This is a genomic window from Cohnella rhizoplanae, assembly GCF_948329515.1.
Lineage (GTDB): Bacteria > Bacillota > Bacilli > Paenibacillales > Paenibacillaceae > Cohnella > Cohnella rhizoplanae.
This window is the reverse complement of record NZ_CAOJCN010000003.1, coordinates 169836-191524: the sequence shown is the minus strand read 5'-3', so window position 1 is coordinate 191524 and position 21689 is coordinate 169836. Positions and strand designations below refer to the sequence as shown.

Here is a 21689-nt window from a genome sequence, read left to right as displayed (position 1 = left end):
GGTCTTCAAGGGATTACCGCGCCATTAGATGCGGGTGCCGATATACAGCACGTCCGAATTCGCCTCGGGCAGCTCCAGGATTGCGATCCCTTCGCCCGAGCGAGCGAGCGGCGAGAACGGATACCGCGTCCGCAGATCGAAGCCTTCCCAGCGGTAGCGGTCCGGACCGGTGCGCAGGCGCAGCGTCCTCGCGTACGGCGCGTAGACCGCGATGCCTGACCGGTCTGCGGAGGCGGCGACGCGAATCTCGGGCTCGTCGGCTTCGAGCAGCGCCTGCGCCGGCTGCCAGCCGAACAGGTCGTACCGCTCGAACAGCCATTTGCCGAATGCCGCGTCCCATGCGCCCTCGAACCGAAGCGCGGTGCGCCAATCGTGCGGCGTCATCGAGTAGCCCTCGTTGTTGAAGGCTTGCCCCTTGCGGTGCCAGGACCAGACGCCGTGCGCGCCGTAGCCGAAGCCGGTCGCCGCGCCGGACAGCACGCTCGTCCAGAACGCCCTGCGGATCATGAACGCGTCGTATCTGCCGTATTTCCCGCCGCGGCCGTGGCCTTCGTAGCAGGGTTCGACATTCATGACGGGCCGCCTGACCGGTTTGTCGCGCAGCTTCAGGGCCATCGCATACGTCTCGTATTGGTTATCGTCGCCGTGACTGGATTGATAAGCATAGTAATCGAGCGCTTCGTCGCGCTCCAGGCGATCCGTCAGGTCGACGACGCTCCCGCCGCAGTGCATCGCTACGATCGCGTCCGGCTCGAGCCGCTTGATCGTATGCATCGCTTCAAGGTAATAATCGTCCGCCCCTTCCTGCTCGAAGTTCGTATCCCCGCTGATGAAGTACATCGGCTCGTATCGCGAGAATGTCGCGGACACGAACTCGACGTACGGCTTCACCAGTTCGCGGGGCATGACGTACCGGTCTTCGGTAATCCGGCTCATCCAGTTCCCCGGCGCATAATTGCCCCAGAGCACGACCAGCGCCGGCAGGAAGCCTCTGTCGACCGCCATCCCGACCATGAGCGCCGCACGCTCGAAGAACGCCCGGTCGATGTCGGAGAAATCCCACGAGCCGTCGTCTTTAACGCGAAACGGATGAAGGCCGAGCCCCGACTCGCTCCGGTCGTGGATGATCGGCAGGATGGAGATTTGCACCGCGTTAAAGCCTTGGCTGCGGCGGTAGTCCAGATACGCCTCCCACTCCTCGAGCGTGGCGTTCGAGAAAACGCTCCATACGGTGTCGCCCAGGTAAAAAAACTTTTTCCCGTCCTTCAGAAAGAATTCCTTCGTCGGATCGATCGCGATGCTCATGCCTTCTCCCCCTCCGGTCGCAGTCGGTACAGCGCCTCTGCGCTCTTGCCGAAAATCCATGCCTGTTCCTCTGCGGACAGCCCGCACGTGCGAAGCTTGCCGAGCTCCGCGCCCGCGTTGTCCGCATGGTCGGATCCGAACAAAAAACGGTGCGCGCCGAATTCCTTCGCCCAACGCCGAACCTGAAACCCCGCCGTCCAAGTGATGTCCGCGTATAAGTTGCCGTGCCTCGACATCGCGAGCGCCGTCTCTCCCGCCAGAATCATCATGCCGCAGTGGGCCATGACGATATTCACGTCGGGGTACCGCTCCGCCGACGCCATCAAGTTGGCAGGATTCGCGAACGGGATGCCCGCGCCGGTGTGTACCATGACGGGCACCCCCCATCTGCGGCCCTGCTCGAACACCTTGCGGCCGTCGCGGCTGTCGGGATGAACCGCGTGAGCCGACGTGTGCATCTTGATGCCGACGAAGCCGAGCTCCTCCATGCAGCGGCGGATCTCTTCGGCGTATGCCGCATCGGGCAGATGCGGATTGGGATTGGCCATGCCCAGGATCTGCCCCGGGTACTGTGCGGCCAGCGCGGCGATCGCATCGTGCTGCTCCCGCACCTTCTCCAGATCGTGGCAGGAGGCCGGCTGCACGATGGACAGTCCGATACCGTGCTCGCGGTGCTTGTTCAGCAGTTCCTCCGCCGTGAACAGCTCGTCAAATACGCAATCCGCGCCCAGGTGGGCGTGGACGTCGATGATCGTCATGCCTGTCGTCGCTCCTCTCGGTCGAAAAAAACGGGCGTATGGTTCGCCGCGCTCTCGTACGTTCCGAACATCATGCGCAGCGTCGCGAGGTTGTCTTCCCCGCTCGTTTGGAACGGTTCGCCGCGCTCGATACATTCGATCATGTGGGCTTGCAGCCTAAGATGGCTATCCTCGTGGTCCAACGGATGCGGCTCGAGCAAGCGAGATTCCCCGCCGCCGTCCATCGCGACGAATCCGATCGCGCCGTCCGCATACAACTTGATGGTTCCCTTTTCCCCGTCCACGATCAATTGCTCCAGGTGAACAGGCCCGACTTCATCGCCAAGCGGCGCGTCCAGCTTCTGCCTCGTCGCCCAGCTCATATCCATGTAGCCGTAGTGATCCTCGTACCCGAGCGCGACGATGCCCGCATCCTCCCCGCGAACGTAGGGGCTGACCGTCATCGTCTCCGCATACAGCCTGGAGGGCGTCCCGAACAGGAATCGCCAGGTGTCGTACCAGTGCGCGCCCATCTCGTAGAAAAGCAGACGGGGCATGTCGCGGAAAAAGGGCTGCGGAAGCGCGATCTCCGGTTTCATGCGGGGCGTGTAGTAGTCCGAGTGAATATAACGGATCGCGTGCAGCTTCCCGACGCGGCCCTCGTCCAGCAGACGCTTGATCCTCTGGAACCGGCTTAGCCACCGCCAATTTTCCGCCACCATCAGACGCACGCCCGCCGCCCGGGCCAGCTCAACCATTTCTCGGGCTTCTGCTTCGGTACGGGCGAACGGCTTCTGGCACAGGATGTGCTTGCCTGCCGCGGCCGCTTGACGCACGAGCGCCAGATGCGTATCCGGGCCGGTCACGATATCGACGATATCGATCTCGGCTTCGGACAGCATCTCATCCGCACGGTCATATTGACGCTGCGGCGGTATGCCATACGCCGTCCCTCTGCGCGCCAGCTTCTCCCTGCTGAGGTCGCACAGCGCCGTGACTTGCGCGTTCGTTATTCGGCTCCAGGCGTTCAGGTGCTTTTCCGACCACCAGCCCGTACCGATCAATCCGATCTTCCATGCTCTCATCGCGCGATTCCCCTATCCCGTTGGATTCAGCTTCTCCGGATGGAGCATCACGTCGATCTGCTCATAGACGGAGCTCGGTTCGAACAGCCGTCGCCAATCCGGCTGGATCATGAACCGCTTGCCGTACTCGATCGCGATCTTGCATGCGTCGGAGAACGGATTGCCCGCCTCGCCGAACACGATCGCAAGCTGGATATGGACGTGCCCGAGCATGAAGTCCCTGGCCGCCTCGTACGGGACGCCCCGGTTCACCGCCTCGTCCATCGCTTCGCGCATGAGCGTCGCCAGCATCGAGCTCACCGTCTCCGCCATCGTCGGCTCGAGGATCGCCATCTGCTCCAGCGTGATCCGGTGCGAGCGGAAGACCGGCGCGAACATCTCCTTGGCCATGGCTTCGCCGGTTGCGTACGCCGCATCGCCGCCCTGGACGAGCGCGCAGACGATGGCCTGCTTGGCCTTGACGCCTCCGAAGTAATCGCGTCGGGCTTCCGGCGAAGTCTCATCGTTGAACACCGGCGGATGGCAGGGATGGGAGACGAAGTAAGCGACGTCCGCACGGTCCGGCAACTGATTCAGATATGCGGCCGCCGGGTCCAGCAGGATCATCATCGCCCCGCTCTTCATCAGGGGCGCGACGCTGGCCGCGACCGCCCCGATCCGAATATCGGGCACCGCCATGATGACGATATCCGCCTCTGGTACCGCTTCCTCCTGCGCCGTCGGGACCCACCCGCGCTGCGCCAGCTGGGCAATTCCCCGCTCGCCCGTCTCCACGTATTTCATGTCGTACGCGGATGCCTTCAGATTATCGGCGATGCGGCAGCCCATCTTGCCTCCCGCGCCGATCAATGCCACGACTTTACCCACGGAATACTCCTCCTATCGCCATTACCTATCCGCTTTTTCGTGCTCATCGTAACATGCCTATTCTAAGAATACAATTGGTATACCAAAAAAATACCTAATGTATTGTCGGTCGCGCGCGGACGTGTTACACTTCAATTAAATTTTGAAGCGGCTGGATTCGTAGGGGGGAACGTCATGAGGTGGGGAATCGGCAGTTATTCGTTGACGTGGGCCGTCGGCGTACCCGGGTATGCACCGCCGAAGCGGCCGTTGACTGCCGCTGGCCTGCTCGAGCTGGCAAGGGATCATGGCGCGAGCGTCGTCCAATACGCCGACAACCTGCCCCTGCATCTCCTGTCCGGATCGGCACAAGACGAGATCGTCAAGCTCGCGAACGATTGGGGAATCGGAATCGAGGTCGGCCTGCGCGGCACCACGCCCGATGCGCTAAGAGGATATGCCGATATCGCGTTAAAGGCGGGCTCTCCCCTAGTTCGCACCTTAATTACCGAGCCGGATATCGGCTTGTCCTACCCAGAGATCGAGGCGGTACTTCCTTTCTATGAGAAGAACGGAATCGTCCTGGCGGTCGAGAATCACGGGCTGCACACGACGGATCAGTTGGTCCGGCTCTTTCGGCATTTCGACTCGCCTTCTCTCGGCTGCTGCCTCGACACCGTCAATTCGTTTGGCGCGCTGGAATCTCCCGATAGCGTCATCCGCGCACTGGCGCCGTATACGGCGAATCTGCACGTCAAGGACTTCGATATCCGCAGAGTCGACCATCAGATGGGCTTCTCGGTGCTCGGCACGGCGGCGGGACAAGGACGACTGAATTGGGCGCTCCTGCGCGAAGCCCTCCAGGCCAGTCGCTGGGAGCCCAATTGGATTCTCGAGCTGTGGACGCCGTTCGCGGGCAGCGTGGAGCGGACGATCGATATTGAAAAGGAATGGTTCGAAGAAAGCATACAATTCCTGCGAGGAGTACGATAACGAAATGAAAGTGACTTTGAAAGAAAAAGCGTATGCCGAGTTAAAGGCGCTTATCCTCGGAAACGAATTGGAGCCCGGGGATTACTTAACCGAACGGATGCTTGAAGAGCGGCTCTCCATGAGCCGGACGCCGATCCGCTCGGCGCTCGAGAGATTGGAAAGCGAAGGGTTAGTTCGTTATACGCCCAACAAAGGTCTGTTCGTCGCTGATTTTTCCATACAGCGCGCCGTCGACTTCTACGACATCCGGGTCGCCCTCGAATCGCATATCGTGCGCAAGCTGTCGGCGCGGGCCTGGCAGGAGGACGAGCTGGCGTGGTTCCGGGACAATCTGGCCATGCAAAAGACATACGCGGACCAAAACGACAACGCGGGCTTTACGGCCGCCGACTCCGCGTTCCACCTGCAGCTGGCTAAATATCATGATAATAGCGAGATTATTCAGTCGATGGAAAATCTGCAGGACAAGCTGTACCGCATCGCCATTCGCGTTTTGCGTAAAGACGCGACGCGCATCCGCGTTTCATACGACGATCACGTCCGCATCTTCGCGTGCATCGTCGCTGGCCGCGCCGACGAGGCCGCTACAGCGATGACCGAGCACCTAGAGTATGGGAAGCGGATATTGATTCATTGATGCAAAAAGACTTAACCTTTTAAAAGTACATCTGAACGACATCATCGTCCCACACTTGTGCTTCAATATATCTTTCGGGACCGTTATTTCCTTCGCGATTCCATACTTGCGGCCAGCCGTAACGCTCAATGAGCGTCTTCATCTCTTGCAGCGTATAAACTTGGCCTCTATAGGCTCTATCGTCCCGATATCTCATCGTAGGAAATAAGTCGCCGTATGTGAAGCTAACGACGTGGGGAGAAAAATCGTCGAGACGGATCTTCAGCTCTCGACCGTCATTGTACCAGTCCTTCAGCCAGTCGCATCGCCCTAACGTCAAGTAATGAGGATACGTCTTTCTTGGTTGGCCGCCCTTAAGAACAAACAGCTTTCTCGCTTTTTCTTCAATGTCCTTCCTGATATATAAATAGTCATCTGATCTTCTGGCCGCATAAACGTTATTTTTGGCCTTCAAAGCGTCCATAATCTTCTGAGCTTCATCCGGGGATAAGGAAGACAAGTTCTTAAACGGTCCCAGCTTCGCCTCATAATAATGAAATAGATATAGATGCTCCACTGCAGATATTAATCTCCTTTGCAGTACTCCGTTATAGTCCTTGACTTTCCTTTTCTTTTTCAGCATACTCAGCGTTTCTTAGTTTAATTAGTTTCCATTGGTCCCTAATTAAACGGCTTGCACCGATAAACAAGAGAATGCCAACCCCTAGCAAGGATTCACTCCATGCATTATTTTAAAAACGTATTTTTTACTCTTTGCGAGTTCAAAAAATAGGGAATCCATATGAGACAGGTTATGAAGGATCGAATCGTTGCTCTAAACGAAGCTCCTTCGTCAAGTTCCCGGGATAGGGGAATCTGGTAGATCAGCGCTAAATCGACTAACCCTAAAAGAAAGCTGGCTATATAATAATTAATCATCAATTTCGGGACATTCGCTTTTTTTTGATAAAATGCTATCAACACATAGATGCTTAAAATGAAAAACAACGCATTCACGATGGTTTCAAATATTAATAGAACACCCCAAAGCGGATGATACTGAAGTGATTGTTTGGACGTAAGATAGGTCCACGTTTCGTTGCTAAGCGAAGGTATCGATGTATTTATCAACTGCAGGATGGCGTTGATAGTCGTAAAGATGAGACCTATTTGAACGAGAACGAGCCAACCGCCCAATCCCGACACCTCAAGATGCAGTTTTTTATTTTTTGTTTCGACTAAATTCGGTTCCATTGTACGAAGCAACTCCCTATTCGCGGATGCAATTAATCGACCAATTCTCTCATTAAATAATAGTGCGTGTGCCGCCCGGCATTCTCAATAGTTCCGAATATCCGGTAACCTTCTTTTAAATAGAGATCCAATGCTTGAAAACTTAATGTATCCAGCTTGATAAAATCGCATTTCTTTTGTTTTGCAAGCTTCTCCGCTTCTTGGAGCAGTGCTCTTCCATAGCCGAGCTTGCGATACTCTGGCTCGACGAATAAATAATGGATCTCCAACTAATTCCAACAAAACTCGCCGGTTAATCCGCCCTGTATAACGCCTTGGTCATTAATTAACGACAAATTCAACTCCTGGAATCGTCCATGGAGTTCGTTAGGAAAATGCATGGCGTTGAATTCAATCATTCTGCTTTTGACATAGCTTTTGGTTTGATCATGTCCTTCTTGCACAATGGTGAATGAATTTTTGTCTTTTAGGCGTCCGAACGACACGCTCCGTGGCAGATCCGTACCCTTCAGCCGTTCGTACGCTTCTCGTATATCCGGCACATTTTCCTTCGTAAGAATCAGACCGCCCAACGCATTTTTGATGATCTCGAGCTGGGTAGCGCCGAACTTATTCAACCCGTCCTCTGAGATCTCTAGCTGCTCGCCGAAATGTAAGGATAATGCGGATACCAGCTGTTGCTGCTCATGATCGGCGAGTTTTGCATATTGCGAGATTATATGCGCATGCGATTCCTCCATTTGGAATTCCTCCATCAAGTTATGTCGTGTTCTCCATTATATTCCATACCGTTCCGCTATCTCCTGCAACTGCTGTATAATGGTCCAAGTGACCGGAATGTACTACTGCGAAAAGGCGGCATAGCGTTGACTTATTCAGAGCAAACCCCGCAGTTTATCTATACGTATGCCTCGCACGAGGACGAGCTTTCATTGTGCCGGTTGGAGCTTCGCTCGCTGTTCGGCGTCCATCCGGAGTCCGGCATTTTCATGAGCGACAGGGCGGTCGACCCCAGTCGCAGCCCATTTATCAGGGAAAGGATCGAGGTGGCGTGCGCGGGCGACAGCGTGAGCGAGATCGAGGATCAAGCGGCCCATATACCGGCGCTGCAGTCCACGTTCAAGGTGTTGTTCGTCAAAACGAATGACCTGCCGGCGGCCGAAAAATGGACGTACGAGGCGCAGCGGGAGATCGAGCGGCGAGTTGGCCGACGCATCAGCGGCAACGCAGATGTCCGTCATCCGGATCAAGTCTTCGGCATCGTAACGATGGGCGGTCGCTGGTATCTCGGCCGTCATATGAAAAACCGGTCCGTATGGCTCACCCACATGAACAAGCCCCGCAACTACTCGATGGCGCTTCCTACGCGGGTCGCGAGGGCGGTCGCGAATATCGCGGTTCCGCAGCCGGAAGGCGTCCGGGCTATCGATCCCTGTTGCGGCATCGGTACCGTGCTGGTGGAGGGCTTATCGATGGGAATCGACTTATCGGGCCGCGAGCTGAATCCGCAGCTGGCTGGCGGCGCACGGGAAAACCTTGCCTTCTTCGGACTCAAGGGCGAGGTGGTCTTCGGTCCGATCTCCGAGGCGGCCGCCCGCTACGATGCCGCGATCGTGGATCTGCCGTACAATCATGTCTCCAAAATCACGCCGGCGGAGCAAATGTCCATCCTCAAGCACGCTCGCCGCATTGCCGGACGGGTCGTCGTGATCTCGATCGAGCCGATCGACGGGATGCTGAACAGGGCTGGCTTCTCCATCTCGGACCGAGGGAGCGTCAAGAAAGGCTCGTTTTTCCGATATGTCATGTTATGCGAATAAAAAACAAGCTTCCGGAAGACATCCGGAAGCTTGGATCAATCGCTTATTGCTCGATGGCGTCCGTAACGAACAGCTCGCCTTCTTCGAAGAACACCTTCATCTTCAGCGACTCGCTGACGAATCGAACCGGCACCAGCGTGACGTTGTTCCGCACGATAGCGGGCGAATCCAGCAGGACCTTCCCGCCGTTCGCGACGGCTTCCTTCTTGTCGATCACGAGCTCGATTGTGTTGGCGCCCTTGGCGATCGTGACCCGGCGCTCTTTCTGATTCCAGCCTACCTTGGCGCCGAAGGCTTCGCTGATGAACCGCAGCGGCACCATCGTACGTCCGTTCAGCGTGAACGGCGCAACGTCAAGCTTGAAGCTCTTGTCGTCCACGGCTGCGTCCTTGGAATTCAGCTTGAAGGAGATCGTCTTGAACGGGAACACCGTACTGTCGGTGAAAATGGAGTTTTTATTGCCGAACTCGATGGGCTTGGATTTGACCGTACCGAACTGCGTCTCGACCTCGATGACGTAATGCTGACCGTTTTTGATCGAACCGTTGTTCGTCGCGTACAGGTCGAGCGAGACCGTGCCGCGGAACGAACCGACCGGAGCCGTGACATCCTTGTTGAATTCCGGATTGACCGCTTTACCGTCCTGCATGATCCCCAGCAGCCAGCCTACGCCGGCGCGGTTCGTACGCCAGATGCCGGCCGATACTTCCTTGCCGTCTTCGTCGGTCGGACGAAGAATGACGGAGAGCACCTTCGTCTTCTGCGCGAACGCCAGCTTCAGCTTAAAGTGCCCGTCCGGACTGCCGTCCTCGCCGTAAAAGGCGCTGCCGAATTTATCCTGGGTCAGATCGGCGGAAGCGAACTGACGGATGATGACGGGCGCATACGAGGTATCGGCATCCTTGAAGGGCGTTACGTCCGTTTTGACGATACCGGTGCCCGTCGTGATCTCCAGATAATAGTATTCGCCATCCTTCATGCTGTTGTTGTCCGACGCATACAGCTCGAACTGGTTCACGCCCTTGAACTGTCCGAGCGTTTCCTTAAACGTCGTGTTCAGCGTCCTGCCGTCGTGCTCGACGGCGAGCAGGTACTTGCCGATGTCGCTCGGTTCCTTCCAGCTCGCCCAGATACCATGCCCCGTATCGGTCCCCGCGCTGTCCGCCGTTTTCATGACGATCGATTTGATCTCCGTGCCTTCGCCTGCGTCGATCAGCAAGCTTAGGTGACCGTCCCTCGTACCGTCTGGCGCGCCGGTCTTCTCCAGGGAGATCCGGTCCAGCTCCTTATCCAAATAGCGGAACTCCTTGACCAGCTGGGACGTGGCCGCCACGTCCGCTCCGAAGGCGACGCCGCCCGTGAACAAGCTCTGCAGGGCCAGCGCCCCGATAGCTGCGGACTGCAGCGTTTTGCGCAATGATTTCATGTTCCATCCTCCCGTATTCTTTTCCATTTTTCTTTTCTCCGCGTATGCGAAGCGATTACAGCGGGCTAGGCGATTACAGCGGGCTAGCGCCGACCGACCAGGACCTCGATGCCGTTTTTGGGCCGCAGCGTCATGAGCGGCTCCATCTCTATGGGCGGATGCCCGGCTTTTAATTGCAGACGATAGCGTTGACCGATCATGCACAAGGCGATGACCATCTCGAGCATCGCGAAGTGGTTGCCGATGCATCCTCTCGGTCCGCCGCCGAACGGGATATAAGAGAACTGCGGAATGCGCTTCAGGTAATCGTTCTCGAACCGCTCCGGGATGAACGACTCCGGATTCGGGAAGTAAGCGGGATTGTGATGGATCGCATAGGGGCTGAACAGGACGGATTGACCTTTTTTCACCTTGAGAGAACCAAGCTCTACGTCGCAGATCGCGGAGCGACCGGTGAAAAAGCTCGGAGAACGCAGCCGCATGGCTTCCCACAACACGTTCTGCGTGTAGGTGAGCTGCATATAATCGGCGTCCGTGGGACGATCGCCTTGGAGGACCCGATCCCATTCCTCGTACAGCTTCCGCTCTACCTCCGGCATTTGCAGGATGTACGAGAAGGCCCAAGCGAGCGCGTTGGCCGAGGTCTCGTGGCCGGCGATGAACATGATCATCAGCTCGTCGCGGAGCTCCTGGTCGGTCATGCCGTTTCCTTGATCGTCCTTGGCCGCGAGCAACACGGAGAGCAGATCGCCTTCCCCGGCTTCCGGGTTCTTCCTTCGATATTTAATGATGTCGTAGACGCCGCGATCCAGCGCCTGGAGCGCCGATTTGTACGCCTTGTTTTTCGCCGTGGCGACGAACAGCGGCATCGAGAAGAGCGAGCGCATGCGCTCGGCGCACATCCGGTTAATCAGTTCGTACGGCTCGCGGATCGCGCTTGCGTATGCGTTGCCCTCTAAGCTGAATAGCGTCTTGGCGATAATCGCGAAGGTCATGTTCGAGATATCGTCGGTGAGAAGACGATGCTCGCCCACCTTCCAGCCGCTTAGCTCGCTGTCCACGATATCCGCCATCTGCACGGCATACTTATGTACGTGCGCTCTGGTGAAGTGCGGCTGGATCAACCGCCTTACCCGCTTGTGCTTCTCCCCCGTACTGGTCGCGACGCCGTCTCCGACGAACAGCCTTGCTTCTTCGAAAGCCTTGAGCTTAACGAATTGTTCTTGTTTGGTAATTAACAGTTCCTTGAGCAGCATCGGGTCGTAAATGACGTACATTTTTTGCGGACCGAACCGAATCTTAGCTACCCCTCCGTATCTGGTTTGTAGCTCCGTCAAGAATCCGAGCGGATCCTTCCGGTAGTCCATCAGGTTGCCGCCGAGCCAAGAGCCTTTTGGCCCCTGCGGCTCCAACGTTGCTTGTGACGAGCTCATGATTTCGCTCCCTTTTAGAATGATGTGGCATAGGACGGCCGCTCAACGCGCCTCGAATAAAGGACCCGGGTCAAGTTCTTCGGTCAGCCAGGCCTCTCCCTCGACATAGAGGCTTTTCTGCACCTGGATGATCCCGCTCCGCTTGGCCAGCCGGTTCATTTGGTTCTGCATGAGTTTGGAGTTGCACAATACCACGACTTGCTCGCAATACGGCAGGAACCAACGTTGCAGCTCCTCCCACTTTTCCGTAACCTCGTGCTGGAACACGATCGGTTGCCCGCAGAGCATCATCTTCCTGTTGTCGATCAGCAGCTTGACACGGCCGGGGTCAAGCGTTCGGCAGACGGCCTTCAGATCCGCAGAGATCTGTTTGATCTCATCCAGGCTGATCGCGCCCGTTACTTGCCAGATGATCAGGTTGTCCGCTGTCTCTACGCGATAATTGAAGCGATCCGGAAGCGGCCGATCCAGATCGTTTTTCAGTGACGTCGTATGCAGGGAGAACCGTTCGTGATCAAAAAAGTAACTGATGTCGACGTCCAGCGTATTGCACAGCAGCTCGATGTTTTTGAGAGAGATATTGCGAATGCCGCGTTCCACCCCGCCGATATAGGTGCGATCCAGCCCGGAACGGGCCGCCAGCATATCTTGCGACATACTCGACCGCTGCCTCAGCTCTTTGAGCCGCAAACCGAAGTCCTGTAATATACTCATGGGCAACATCCTTCAGCGCGTAAATTCCAAAGCCGTAACTACATGTTAATCGGTAATAAGCGACGGAGTCGACGGACTATGAGTATCATTTTTTTGAAAAAAGCAAAAAAAACGGAAAAAATACGCTCTGCTCCGAGCGTATTTTCCGTCGTATAAGTGTAAGCGGTATCCCTGGGGACCCATCCCACGCTTAACCTTTTTCTGCGCCCGATGTTCCGTAGATCCTCGCCGGCCAGCCGGCACATTCATTCTCGCCCAGGTACATCCGGCAGAACGCCCGCTGAATTCGAAATCCATGCTTTTCTGCCAGCTCAATGCCTTCGGCATTTGGAACAGGCAGGTCGAAGAAAACTTTGCCGTGTCCGATCTGCGACAGCAACGCCGTCAGAAGCATCTCGGCCGTATGGGCATCCGATGCCGCCCAAGGTCCGATCTGGACGGCTTCATATCCTTGATGAGCCATCATATATCCCGTGATTCCTCGTTCGTCTCGCGTATACAGAGAGTAGTGCGCGTCCCTCGACGAGAGCCGATCCAGCACGGCCCTCCGGCTCGCGCCGAAGACGATCTCATCGTAGGCGGCGATCTCATCCAGAAGGTCCCCGGATAAGGGCCGGACCTCGACCTTGTACCCGGACCCGGACTTGTATACAGACTCGGAAGCGGAATCGGATATGGCCCCGACCTTCAAGCCGCTTGCGGGCGGCGAGCAGCTCAGCTCGTACCTGCGTACGTCGTACTCTTCCACAAATCCAAGCGGGACGTATACTTTTTTCCCCATCGCCGTGGCGTCCAGCTTAATGCAGCGCACCCCGCTCTCCTGCAGGTAGCGGATGCCCAGCTGAAGCAGCTCCGTGGCGATGCCGCGGCCCCGATAATCGGGATGCACCAGCACCATGCCGATCCATCCGAATCGGTCCCCGTAGCGGATCGTCGTCATCGTCCCTGCGGGCTCCCTGCCGAACTCGGCGAGATAGCAGCCCTCGGGGTCGAAGGCGAGGTAGCCCCGCCAGTCCTCCTCCGTCTGATTCCAGCCCGCGATATTTTTGAGCGCCATCGCAAAAGGGATGTCGCGCTCGGTGAGTCGCCGGATCCGCGTTCCCGTCATTGTCCGGTCTCCCTGGCGTGCCGCGCCTTCACCTCAAGGGTGACCCGCTCCAGCTCTTCAATGTATTTCAAGCCTTCATGCAGCATGAGCTCGATGACCTTGCTTCCCTTCTCGGCGGTCGCTTCCTCCGGGAATCCCCAGTACCCGTCCGCAGTGAGCTCGCCGACATCGAAGTAATCCATGTACGCCTGCGGGAATAATACGGGATTCTTCTGGACCTTAATGTCCGATACGTATTCCGGATGGAGGTGCAGCATGAGCGAGGTTTCCATCTCGCCGGCGTGAATGTCGCCCTGGACATGGTTAAATATCTCTCCGTATCGGGGTCTCGCCACATCGCCCGCGTACAGCAGGACCGTCTGCAAGCCCCCTAGCTCCCGGTTCAGATTCCGAACCGTTGGCTTGATGATCCAGTTGCCCCCATGGAAGTTGGCGATGATCAGCTTCGTGAAGCCGGAATACTGCAGCGATTCGGCAATATCCCGCAGCACCAGCGCCAGCGTGTCCGACTTCAGGTATACCGTGCCCTTGCCCTTCCGATGCTCGATGGACGAGGAGATGGCGATGGCAGGCAGCAGGTAAGCATCCAGCTCTTCGGCCAGCCTTCTCGAGAAGTGCTCCGCAAAAATCGTATCCGTCCCCACCGGCAGATGACTGCCATGCTGCTCAGTAGCGCCTACCGGAAGCACGGCGATCCGGCAATCGGACGCTTCGAAATCTTTCTTCGAATGAAAAATAGTCAGCATGCAGACGCCTCCCTTTTATTCCATTATGTGAGGAAGGCGCCGCGCGGCCAATACAGCCATTTTTAATGTTTTATTAGGCATTTGCAAACAAGCCGACGGACGATGCGTATCCTTATCGGATATCGGCTACAAGGAATTGTTTATTACGTCCCCTTCTTTATTCAGGAATACGGATCTTGCATCCATCTCCAGTCGTTCGTTTAGCTGCTCGATATTTTCGGCAGTAAGGAGGTACTTCGCATCGCGGCGCCCGATCGCTTCCGAGATCCGATCATTAATTAAACCTTTATGATGGGATAAATCGCTGTACAGGTCGAGGTTATAAGTCCAGCTTCGTTCGTTCTGAAAGTCGTACACGGCGGCGTTCGGATATCGGTCGAAGGCTTCGAACATCAGCTTGCGCATCTGCATCTGATTTTGAAAACGGGTCGGATTCAACTTGTACCAGACCTGCTGCCTTAGAATGCTGTAAGGCGGATAATAGAACATAAATTCGACCTCGGGATACGCCCGGACAAGCGAAAGAATATACCTGTCGAAATTGGCGCGTACGATGTCTAACGGTTCTTCGTTCCGGCCATAGCCGACCTCCGATTTTAAAGCACGCTCGTAGGCGGTTAACGCTTTTTCTCTCCCGAACTTTACGGCATGATCCCAATTGTTCAGGAGATCCAGATTCGTAGGAGGGCCGCCTTCCAGCGTTCGCTGAAGTCCCCGCAGCCACAGTTTAAAAAACGTGTAATTGAACCAATAGGGATAATCGTTCCATAACTTGTTGTCGTATAAATAATCGGGAAAATCTTTGTTGTCCCCGCTCTCCGTTTTTAGAGAAAAATAATCGATGCCCCAGAGCACCTTTTTTACCTTCCCCGTCTCCAGAGCCAGCTTTGCCGTTTTGTACTGCTCGTCGACCGTCGAGCCTGAGATGGATAGCTTCAGCGCCTTTCCGCCCAGTTCCGCTCCGACTTGCGACGACCGGAAGTTTTCCGTCATGGAGCTGCCGATAATGATGATGTCGTAGTCCTGCGTTCGAGCGAGGCCGGCATTCTGGTAGCGCTCCTCTTTGAAGAATACGGGCGTGTACCAATCCTGGCGGTGGTAGATCTGCAGCGGATCGGTGAACATAACGCTTGCGGCCGTAATGATGGATATCAGAATCGCGAACAACGCGAACTGTCCCATCTTTTTCTGGGCGAGAATAGCTGCCGAACGCTCGGCTGGAATGAGTGAGGGTGCATGCATGGTCGTTGTTCCTCCGGTCAGAAGTTGAAATACAAAAAAGGCTGTATACGATTCAAAAAGAGAAGCGATAGGACAAACAGCAGAGCGGCCGTAAACGCCAGGCGGGTGCTTGGCCGCAAAGACGCCGCGGCGGCGTTAACATTGCGCGGCAGCAGGACGAGCAGCAGACCTGCTCCGGCTAACAGCAGGGGTACGAGGTTAGCCAGGAATTCAGCCGTGCTTCCTCCTCCTCTTAATCCTGCCATGCCCGCTAGCAATCTCTCTGCTTGCTGCAGGTCTTCCGCCCGAAACAGCACCCAAGTTGCATTAATAAACAGAAAGGTCAGCAGCCAAGAGACGGGAAACGGAAGCTTTACGCCGATCCGCAGCGACCATAGCCTCTGTATGATCTGCGCCATGCCGTGCAAGGCTCCCCACACGATAAAAGTCCAGCCGGCGCCATGCCAGAGACCGCCAATCAGGAACGTAACCAGAACACCCAGGCAAGCCCGTATCTCTCCCTTGCGGTTCCCGCCCAGCGGAATATAGATGTAATCGCGCAGGAAGCGGCTCAATGTCATGTGCCAACGTCTCCAAAAATCGCGAATGCCGGCCGCCTTGTACGGCGAGTCGAAATTTTGCGGCAGTCTGACGTTGAACAACAGCGCGATGCCGACCGCCATGTCGGAATATCCGCTGAAGTCGAAGTACAGCTGGAATGTATAGGAGAGAGCGGCCGCCCACGACCCGAAGAAGCCCGTTGCATGAGCGAAACCGTCATTCGCGTAGCCGGCGAACGTATCTGCGACGATGACTTTCTTGGCCAGTCCCATGCAAAAAAAATAAGTCCCCTGATAAATGTTCGTCCACTGCGGCCGCCCGCTTCCTTCATCTGCAAACTGCGGCATCATCTCGCGATGATGAAGGATCGGGCCCGCAATCAGGTGCGGGAAAAAGGTGACGAACAGGACATAGTTTACAAGATTGTATTCGCTGGCCGTGCCGCGCCACGCGTCCACCAGGTAAGCGATCTGGGTAAACGTAAAGAAACTGATGCCTAGCGGCAGCACGACGCTGCGGACCGTAAATTCAAAGCCTGTTAAATCGCTTAGCGTGCCGGCAAAAAAGTTCGCGTATTTATACCATCCGAGCAATAGCAGATTCGCGGCGATTCCCGCCGCCAGCCAGGCCCGCCGCTTTCCGACGCTCTCTTTTCTCGTTCGTGCAAGCAGTCTGCCCATGCCGAAATTAAAACCGATGGACATAAGGAGGAGCGGCACGTATTCGATGCTCCACCACGCATAGAACACGAGCGATACGGCAGCCAGCCACAGCTGTGTCCACGTACGGGCACGAAGGCGGGCCAACAGAAAATATCCCGCAACCGTAACAGGCAGAAATACAAAAATAAACGGGTAACTGTTAAACAGCATTGCAGCGTCTCCTTTCCATAAGGACACGATTACTATAACGCCTGCTGCTTAACGGGCATGTTCCGAAATGCTTATCATTTTCTTAACAATTGATGAAAAAATAAAAAAACTTTATGGCTCAAGCGGCAGACGCACCTCGAATACGGTTCGGCTATGACTGCTCTGAACGGCGACTTCGCCGCTATGGGCTTGTACAATGCTCTTGACGATGGCGAGGCCAAGACCGGATCCTCCCGACGTGCGGGCCGTATCCCCTCTGTAGAAGCGCTCGAACAGATAAGGCAGATCTTGTATGGATATAGGGTCGCCGTAGTTGATCACGCGGACGCATGCATATTCGGAACGGGTAGAGACTTGAATCTCTACCGCCCCGCCTCCGCTTCCGTACCGAATGGCGTTATCCAGCAAATTGGAGAAGCATCTGGCCAGGAGTTCGCCGTCTGCCCTGACGGACAGCCGTTGCATGTCGGACTCCACCCTACAAGCCATTGTCATCCGCTCAAGCTCGGGGACATATTCCTCGGCGAGCTGCCGCATAAACCCGAGCAGATCCAGTTCCTCCTTGATGACAGGAAGTCCGCCGGAAATCCGCGTATATTCGAACAAATCATCGATCAGCTTCTTAAGCGTCAGTGCCTTCTTGTAAATAATGTCGATGTAATGCCGGAGCTCCGCTTCATCCCGGTACCTGTCGCTCTGGATGACTTCCAGGAAGCCCAGAAGAGAAGTCAGCGGCGTACGCAGATCATGCGAAACGCCGGTGATCAGATCGTTTTTGGACTTCTCGGCATTCCGCTCGTCCTTGATTGAGCGCTCTAATTGGGCTGCCATTGCATTGATGCGCTCCGTCAGCTGCGACCAGCGTTCATCCTCCGGTCCGGATTCCAGCCGGTATTGAAAATTTCCGCCCGCGAGCTCCGCAAGACCAACCGAGGTACGTTCGAAATAGGCATGAAGCTGGAAGGCGACGTTGCCGAGAAGTTCGGACAACCGCGCCGTCTCATCCTTGCCCGGCAGCCTGGATGGCGTCCCCAGGCTTCCTTGGGCAAGACTTCGAGCCTGTTGCTCAACCATTTGATGCCGAACTGTTACTCGCCGCGTCATTTCCCGATAGACGAACAGGTACAGCGGCACGCCGACGCAAGTCAGCATAGTTCCCGAGCCAACATGATTGACCAGATACACGATGACGGCAGAAAACGGCGGATAATCGATCATGAAGGACATCGTCCGGTAGATCATGTATAGGATCGCCGCCGTCACGGAAGCGCTGGCCGCGGAGTACCCCAGGTATATCCATTTCAGCGAGAAAAACCAAGACGTTTGCATGCGCCTGAGCCTCTTTTCATTAGGATTCGAGCTTGTACCCGATTCCCCATATCGTCTTAATATACCTCGGACGCTGCGGGTCTCGTTCGATCTTTTCCCTAAGCTTCCGGATATGGACCATCACCGTGTTTTTGGAATCGACGTACGGCTCCTGCCAGACTTCCTCATAAATTCGTTCGATGCTCATCACAAGATCTCTATTAACAGCAAGCATATGCAGAATGGCAAACTCCCGCGGCGTTAACTTCACCTCTTGCCCGTCCACAGACACCTTGTGGGTGGACACATTGACGACAAGGTCGTCAATCTCGAACTGGCCGTCGTCCCGGCTGCGGTCGTTCCGGTACCGATTATACCGGCGAATCTGCGATTTAATCCGGGCGACCAGTTCAAGCGGGTTAAAGGGCTTGGTCACATAATCGTCCGCTCCGATGCTCAGGCCTCGGATCTTGTCGATGTCCTGGCTTTTCGCCGACAACATAATAACCGGAACGTCGCTGTTTTTACGGATCTGGATACAAGTTTCAATCCCATCCAGATGGGGCATCATCACGTCGAGTATGACGACATCGACGGGATGAAGAGACAGCAATTCGATGGCTTCCAGACCGTTCGATGCCGTCAGTAACCGGTATCCTTCATTAAGTAAATAAATTTGCATCAAGGTAATAATGTCTTGTTCGTCATCCACGATCAGAATCGTTCCTGTCGGCGCCATTCGCTCCCCCCCGTTCGTCCACCGTTTCACCGAGCTCCAGTTCCGTCTTCCAGTTGTCATATACCGCCAGCTCCGCTTGGAGCTTGGACGCCAGAAGCGCGAGGGATTCCGTCTGCGCCGGCCCTTGTGCCCGAAGGATTTGAATGCGTTTCTGAACGAATTCGATCTTACGCTTCACATCGTCAAGACCGATGCCTTTCGGCAGTCGAAAAGGTTCTCCGCTCAACAGGAGAAACAGCTGATCTCCCTGCTGAAGCGCCTCGAGGTCCGTCAGTGCCACCACATCCTTAACAGCCACATAACTGTTTTCGTTAATGACCAGCGCTTTGCCGATCGTCCGCCCCTCCATCAGCAGGTCCCATTCCTTCTGAACGACCTTGCCTGCCATCCGTTCCGAGCTATTTCCGCCCGTGGCGATGATGAATCCCCATAACAGCCCCGCACAAACTCCGATCGCAAGATAGACTAGCGCTCTCATCTACACCATTCCCTTTTGAATTCACTTCAGGATTTGGATAATCAGAGAATAAGACGATCTATAGTCAAAATAGTGCCGTTATCGTGCGCCATTGTTTTCACCCGCCTACGCAATCTATAAATTAGTGCTTGCAGGTTACGTAACGTCACCCGCTATACTTAGAAAAAGCAAGATCAGCGCAATGAGAAAGGAAGGGAGCTTATGGCCACTGGAGAATATATAACGACCGGCGAGCTCGCCAAACGTACGGGGGTCACGCTAAGAACTTTAAGATATTACGATCAGATCGGGCTCCTGACGCCGCAGGAACATCTCTCCGGTGCCGCGCGCAAATACGCGATTCGCGATTTAGAACGTCTGCAGCGCATTCAAACCCTGAAATATGTGGGGCTGTCTCTCGAAGAAATAAAAGATAATTTAGATCGGGAACCCCTGTCCGAAGATGGCATGCAGCGCTCTCTGGAAGCCCAATTGGACGTGTTGCAGAAGAAGATCGCGCATGCGGAACACCTTGTACAAGCCATTCGCAAGTCGCTGAGGACGTTGGGGAATGGAACCGGTTGGGCTCATCTTGAAGAACTCATTCGAGCCGTGCAGGTCGAAGAAAACTGGTCCGAGCAATATCGGACGTCGACTCGTCTTCAAACCCGCATCCATCTATACGACAAATTCAGCGCGAATCCGTTAGGCTGGCATCGTTGGCTGTTCGATCGGCTGGAGCTTCCACCGAATGCCCGCATTCTGGAAGTCGGCTGCGGAGACGGAACCTTCTGGCTGCGCAACGCCGACCGGATTCCCGAGGGCTGGCGCGTGACCCTTACCGACCTATCGAACGGAATGGTAGAGGCGGCCCGTTCCCGGTTAGGCCATGAGTCATCGCGCTTTGTGTTCTTGCCGGCCGATGCCCATCGACTCCCCTTTCACGAGGAACAGTTCGATCTGATACTTGCGTGCAACATGCTCTACCATGTCGCGGAGATCCCCGTTGCCGTCGCAGAATTGCACCGCGTCCTCAAACCGGGGGGGATGCTCTTCGCGTCGACCATGAGTACTCGGCATCTCCGGGAGCTGGAAGACTTAGCCGCATCGTTCGACCCTGATCTTCGCGTTTTGGATACGGCTATATTCAGATTCCATCTCGATAACGGGTTAGCATACCTCTCCCCCCATTTTACGGATCTTCGCGTACTTCAATATCAGGATGAGCTGCTGGTGAATGAGGCAGAACCGCTCATCGAATATATGGTGTCGACGCCCATGAATGCGAGAGAAAAGCTGGTCGGCCCACTCATGGAACGCTTTCGCGACCATGTCGGGGACCAGTTAAAGCAAGCCGGGGTCATTCGTATGACCAAAGAAAACGGAATGATCATAGGGAGGAAACGTCCATGAACGGAGCGAAGCCGCTGCCTCAAATACGAATCATCAAGGAAGAGCTGCTGTCGGATAACTGGTATGTCTTAAAGAAAGTCACATTCGATTACGAGAAAGGCAATGGACAATGGGAAGTTCAATCCCGCGAAGTATACGACCGTGGCAATGGAGCCACGATACTGCTCTATAATCGCCAAAAACAAACGGTCGTGTTAACCCGGCAATTCCGCATGCCGACCTACAAGAACGGGAACCGATCGGGCATGTTGATCGAAGCCTGTGCCGGACTGCTCGACAAGGAGACGCCGGAAACGAGCATCCTTCGGGAGACGGAGGAAGAAACCGGATATCGAATCAACAGGGTGCAGAAGATCGGGGAGGCGTATATGTCGCCAGGTTCCGTGACGGAAATCCTGCATTTCTTCGTCGCCGAATATGCTGAAGACATGGCGATCGGTACGGGGGGCGGACTTGACGAGGAACAGGAGAACATCGAGGTGATGGAACTCCCTTACGCTCAGGCCATGCAAATGGTCGAAAACGGAGAAATCCGCGACGGCAAAACGATTATGCTGCTTCAATACGCCCATATTCATGGTCTACTGCAGACGGCTGCGCCCAAGACCCTGCACGTTCTGATTGCAGGACCCTACCGTTCGGGAACGGGCGACGACCCCGCGAAAATTCAAGAAAACATGCAGCGCATGAACGAAATCGCTCTTCGAGTTTACGAAGCCGGGCACCTGCCGGTGTTAGGGGAGTGGTACGCATTGCCCTTGATCGCCACGGCGGGATCCGTCTCGCTCGGAGACGATATATTCACGCGCATCTTCCATCCCTCTTCGATACGCCTATTGGACCACTGCGATGCCGTGCTTCGCGTCGGAGGCGCATCCGCGGGGGCCGATGAAATGGTTCGCCTTGCAAGAGAGAAAGGGCTGCTTGTATATGAACGTCCGGCGGATCTTCCGCATGTCCTGCCTCTGCGTTCAAATGAAACGACTCGCCGGGCGGAACGGGATCATCCTAACGCAGAATAATATTTTTGCCGAG

At 55.6% G+C, this 21689-nt stretch carries 23 protein-coding genes; 5 read left to right on the top strand and 18 right to left on the bottom strand.

The window, feature by feature from the left end:
• Positions 1-24: 24 nt before the first annotated feature.
• Genes PQG80_RS07605 through PQG80_RS07590 form a run of 4 tightly spaced genes read right to left on the bottom strand, consistent with a single transcriptional unit; the run spans position 25 to position 3994 of the window.
• Positions 25-1305 carry a glycoside hydrolase family 140 protein gene (locus PQG80_RS07605; protein WP_271750657.1) on the bottom strand — a complete coding sequence of 427 codons (1281 nt, stop codon included), beginning with the start codon at positions 1303-1305 and terminating at the stop codon, positions 25-27.
• Entirely contained in the window at positions 1302-2063 is a 762-nt protein-coding gene (locus tag PQG80_RS07600) for an amidohydrolase family protein (RefSeq protein ID WP_271750656.1), read from the bottom strand. The genes PQG80_RS07605 and PQG80_RS07600 overlap by 4 nt, the downstream gene beginning before the upstream one ends.
• Positions 2060-3127 carry a Gfo/Idh/MocA family protein gene (locus PQG80_RS07595; protein WP_271750655.1) on the bottom strand — a complete coding sequence of 356 codons (1068 nt, stop codon included), beginning with the start codon at positions 3125-3127 and terminating at the stop codon, positions 2060-2062. Before PQG80_RS07595 ends, PQG80_RS07600 begins: the two co-directional genes overlap by 4 nt.
• Before the next feature lie 12 nt (positions 3128-3139).
• Complete coding sequence (locus PQG80_RS07590) at positions 3140-3994, bottom strand: phosphogluconate dehydrogenase C-terminal domain-containing protein (protein ID WP_271750654.1); 855 nt, start codon at positions 3992-3994, stop codon at positions 3140-3142.
• 174 nt (positions 3995-4168) lie between these two features.
• On the opposite strand from PQG80_RS07590, the gene PQG80_RS07585 reads away from it, so the two are divergent.
• Together PQG80_RS07585 and PQG80_RS07580 are read left to right on the top strand one after the other, a co-directional pair.
• Entirely contained in the window at positions 4169-4966 is a 798-nt protein-coding gene (locus tag PQG80_RS07585; protein WP_271750653.1) for a sugar phosphate isomerase/epimerase family protein, read from the top strand.
• A 4-nt stretch (positions 4967-4970) separates the two neighbouring features.
• A complete protein-coding gene (locus PQG80_RS07580) occupies positions 4971-5603 on the top strand; it encodes a GntR family transcriptional regulator (RefSeq protein ID WP_271750652.1) in 633 nt (210 codons plus the stop codon).
• A gap of 19 nt (positions 5604-5622) precedes the next feature.
• Here the strand turns inward: PQG80_RS07580 and PQG80_RS07575 are convergent, their stop codons facing one another.
• The 4 genes from PQG80_RS07575 to PQG80_RS28845 form a co-directional block, all read right to left on the bottom strand.
• Positions 5623-6159: a hypothetical protein gene (locus tag PQG80_RS07575; RefSeq protein ID WP_271750651.1), complete on the bottom strand. Its 537-nt coding sequence runs from the start codon at positions 6157-6159 to the stop codon at positions 5623-5625.
• 170 nt (positions 6160-6329) lie between these two features.
• Positions 6330-6836, bottom strand: a complete 507-nt coding sequence (locus PQG80_RS07570; RefSeq protein ID WP_271750650.1) for a DUF2569 domain-containing protein — start codon at positions 6834-6836, stop codon at positions 6330-6332.
• 32 nt (positions 6837-6868) lie between these two features.
• Entirely contained in the window at positions 6869-7105 is a 237-nt protein-coding gene (locus PQG80_RS28850) for a GNAT family N-acetyltransferase (RefSeq protein ID WP_334219812.1), read from the bottom strand.
• Positions 7106-7576, bottom strand: coding sequence for a hypothetical protein (locus PQG80_RS28845; protein ID WP_334219811.1), 471 nt, complete (start codon positions 7574-7576; stop codon positions 7106-7108).
• 126 nt (positions 7577-7702) lie between these two features.
• On the opposite strand from PQG80_RS28845, the gene PQG80_RS07560 reads away from it, so the two are divergent.
• On the top strand, positions 7703-8656 hold the full coding sequence (locus PQG80_RS07560; RefSeq protein ID WP_271750649.1) for a TRM11 family SAM-dependent methyltransferase: 954 nt from the start codon (positions 7703-7705) through the stop codon (positions 8654-8656).
• A gap of 43 nt (positions 8657-8699) precedes the next feature.
• On the opposite strand, the gene PQG80_RS07555 is transcribed toward PQG80_RS07560, so the two are convergent.
• From PQG80_RS07555 to PQG80_RS07510, 10 genes are all read right to left on the bottom strand, one after another.
• Positions 8700-10082: a copper amine oxidase N-terminal domain-containing protein gene (locus PQG80_RS07555; RefSeq protein WP_271750648.1), complete on the bottom strand. Its 1383-nt coding sequence runs from the start codon at positions 10080-10082 to the stop codon at positions 8700-8702.
• 83 nt (positions 10083-10165) lie between these two features.
• Positions 10166-11515, bottom strand: a complete 1350-nt coding sequence (locus PQG80_RS07550) for a cytochrome P450 (RefSeq protein ID WP_271750647.1) — start codon at positions 11513-11515, stop codon at positions 10166-10168.
• Positions 11516-11557: 42 nt separating this feature from the next.
• A complete protein-coding gene (locus PQG80_RS07545; protein ID WP_271750645.1) occupies positions 11558-12229 on the bottom strand; it encodes a helix-turn-helix domain-containing protein in 672 nt (223 codons plus the stop codon).
• A gap of 190 nt (positions 12230-12419) precedes the next feature.
• Positions 12420-13337, bottom strand: a complete 918-nt coding sequence (locus PQG80_RS07540; protein ID WP_271750644.1) for a GNAT family N-acetyltransferase — start codon at positions 13335-13337, stop codon at positions 12420-12422.
• Entirely contained in the window at positions 13334-14083 is a 750-nt protein-coding gene (locus PQG80_RS07535) for a creatininase family protein (protein ID WP_271750643.1), read from the bottom strand. The genes PQG80_RS07540 and PQG80_RS07535 overlap by 4 nt, the downstream gene beginning before the upstream one ends.
• A gap of 126 nt (positions 14084-14209) precedes the next feature.
• Positions 14210-15325 carry a hypothetical protein gene (locus PQG80_RS07530; RefSeq protein WP_271750642.1) on the bottom strand — a complete coding sequence of 372 codons (1116 nt, stop codon included), beginning with the start codon at positions 15323-15325 and terminating at the stop codon, positions 14210-14212.
• 17 nt (positions 15326-15342) lie between these two features.
• The gene (locus PQG80_RS07525; protein ID WP_271750641.1) at positions 15343-16737 is read right to left on the bottom strand and encodes an MBOAT family O-acyltransferase; all 1395 of its coding nucleotides are present in this window, start codon (positions 16735-16737) and stop codon (positions 15343-15345) included.
• A gap of 111 nt (positions 16738-16848) precedes the next feature.
• Positions 16849-17955, bottom strand: a complete 1107-nt coding sequence (locus tag PQG80_RS07520; protein WP_271750640.1) for a sensor histidine kinase — start codon at positions 17953-17955, stop codon at positions 16849-16851.
• Positions 17956-18085: 130 nt separating this feature from the next.
• A complete protein-coding gene (locus PQG80_RS07515; protein WP_271750639.1) occupies positions 18086-18784 on the bottom strand; it encodes a response regulator transcription factor in 699 nt (232 codons plus the stop codon).
• Positions 18750-19262, bottom strand: a complete 513-nt coding sequence (locus PQG80_RS07510) for a hypothetical protein (protein WP_271750638.1) — start codon at positions 19260-19262, stop codon at positions 18750-18752. The genes PQG80_RS07515 and PQG80_RS07510 overlap by 35 nt, the downstream gene beginning before the upstream one ends.
• 201 nt (positions 19263-19463) lie before the next feature.
• On the opposite strand from PQG80_RS07510, the gene PQG80_RS07505 reads away from it, so the two are divergent.
• Positions 19464-20654 (top strand): MerR family transcriptional regulator, encoded by a 1191-nt coding sequence (locus PQG80_RS07505; RefSeq protein ID WP_271750637.1) that lies wholly within the window; start codon positions 19464-19466, stop codon positions 20652-20654.
• Positions 20651-21676: a GDP-mannose pyrophosphatase NudK gene (gene nudK, locus PQG80_RS07500; RefSeq protein ID WP_271750636.1), complete on the top strand. Its 1026-nt coding sequence runs from the start codon at positions 20651-20653 to the stop codon at positions 21674-21676. The genes PQG80_RS07505 and nudK overlap by 4 nt, the downstream gene beginning before the upstream one ends.
• The last annotated feature ends 13 nt before the right edge of the window (positions 21677-21689 follow it).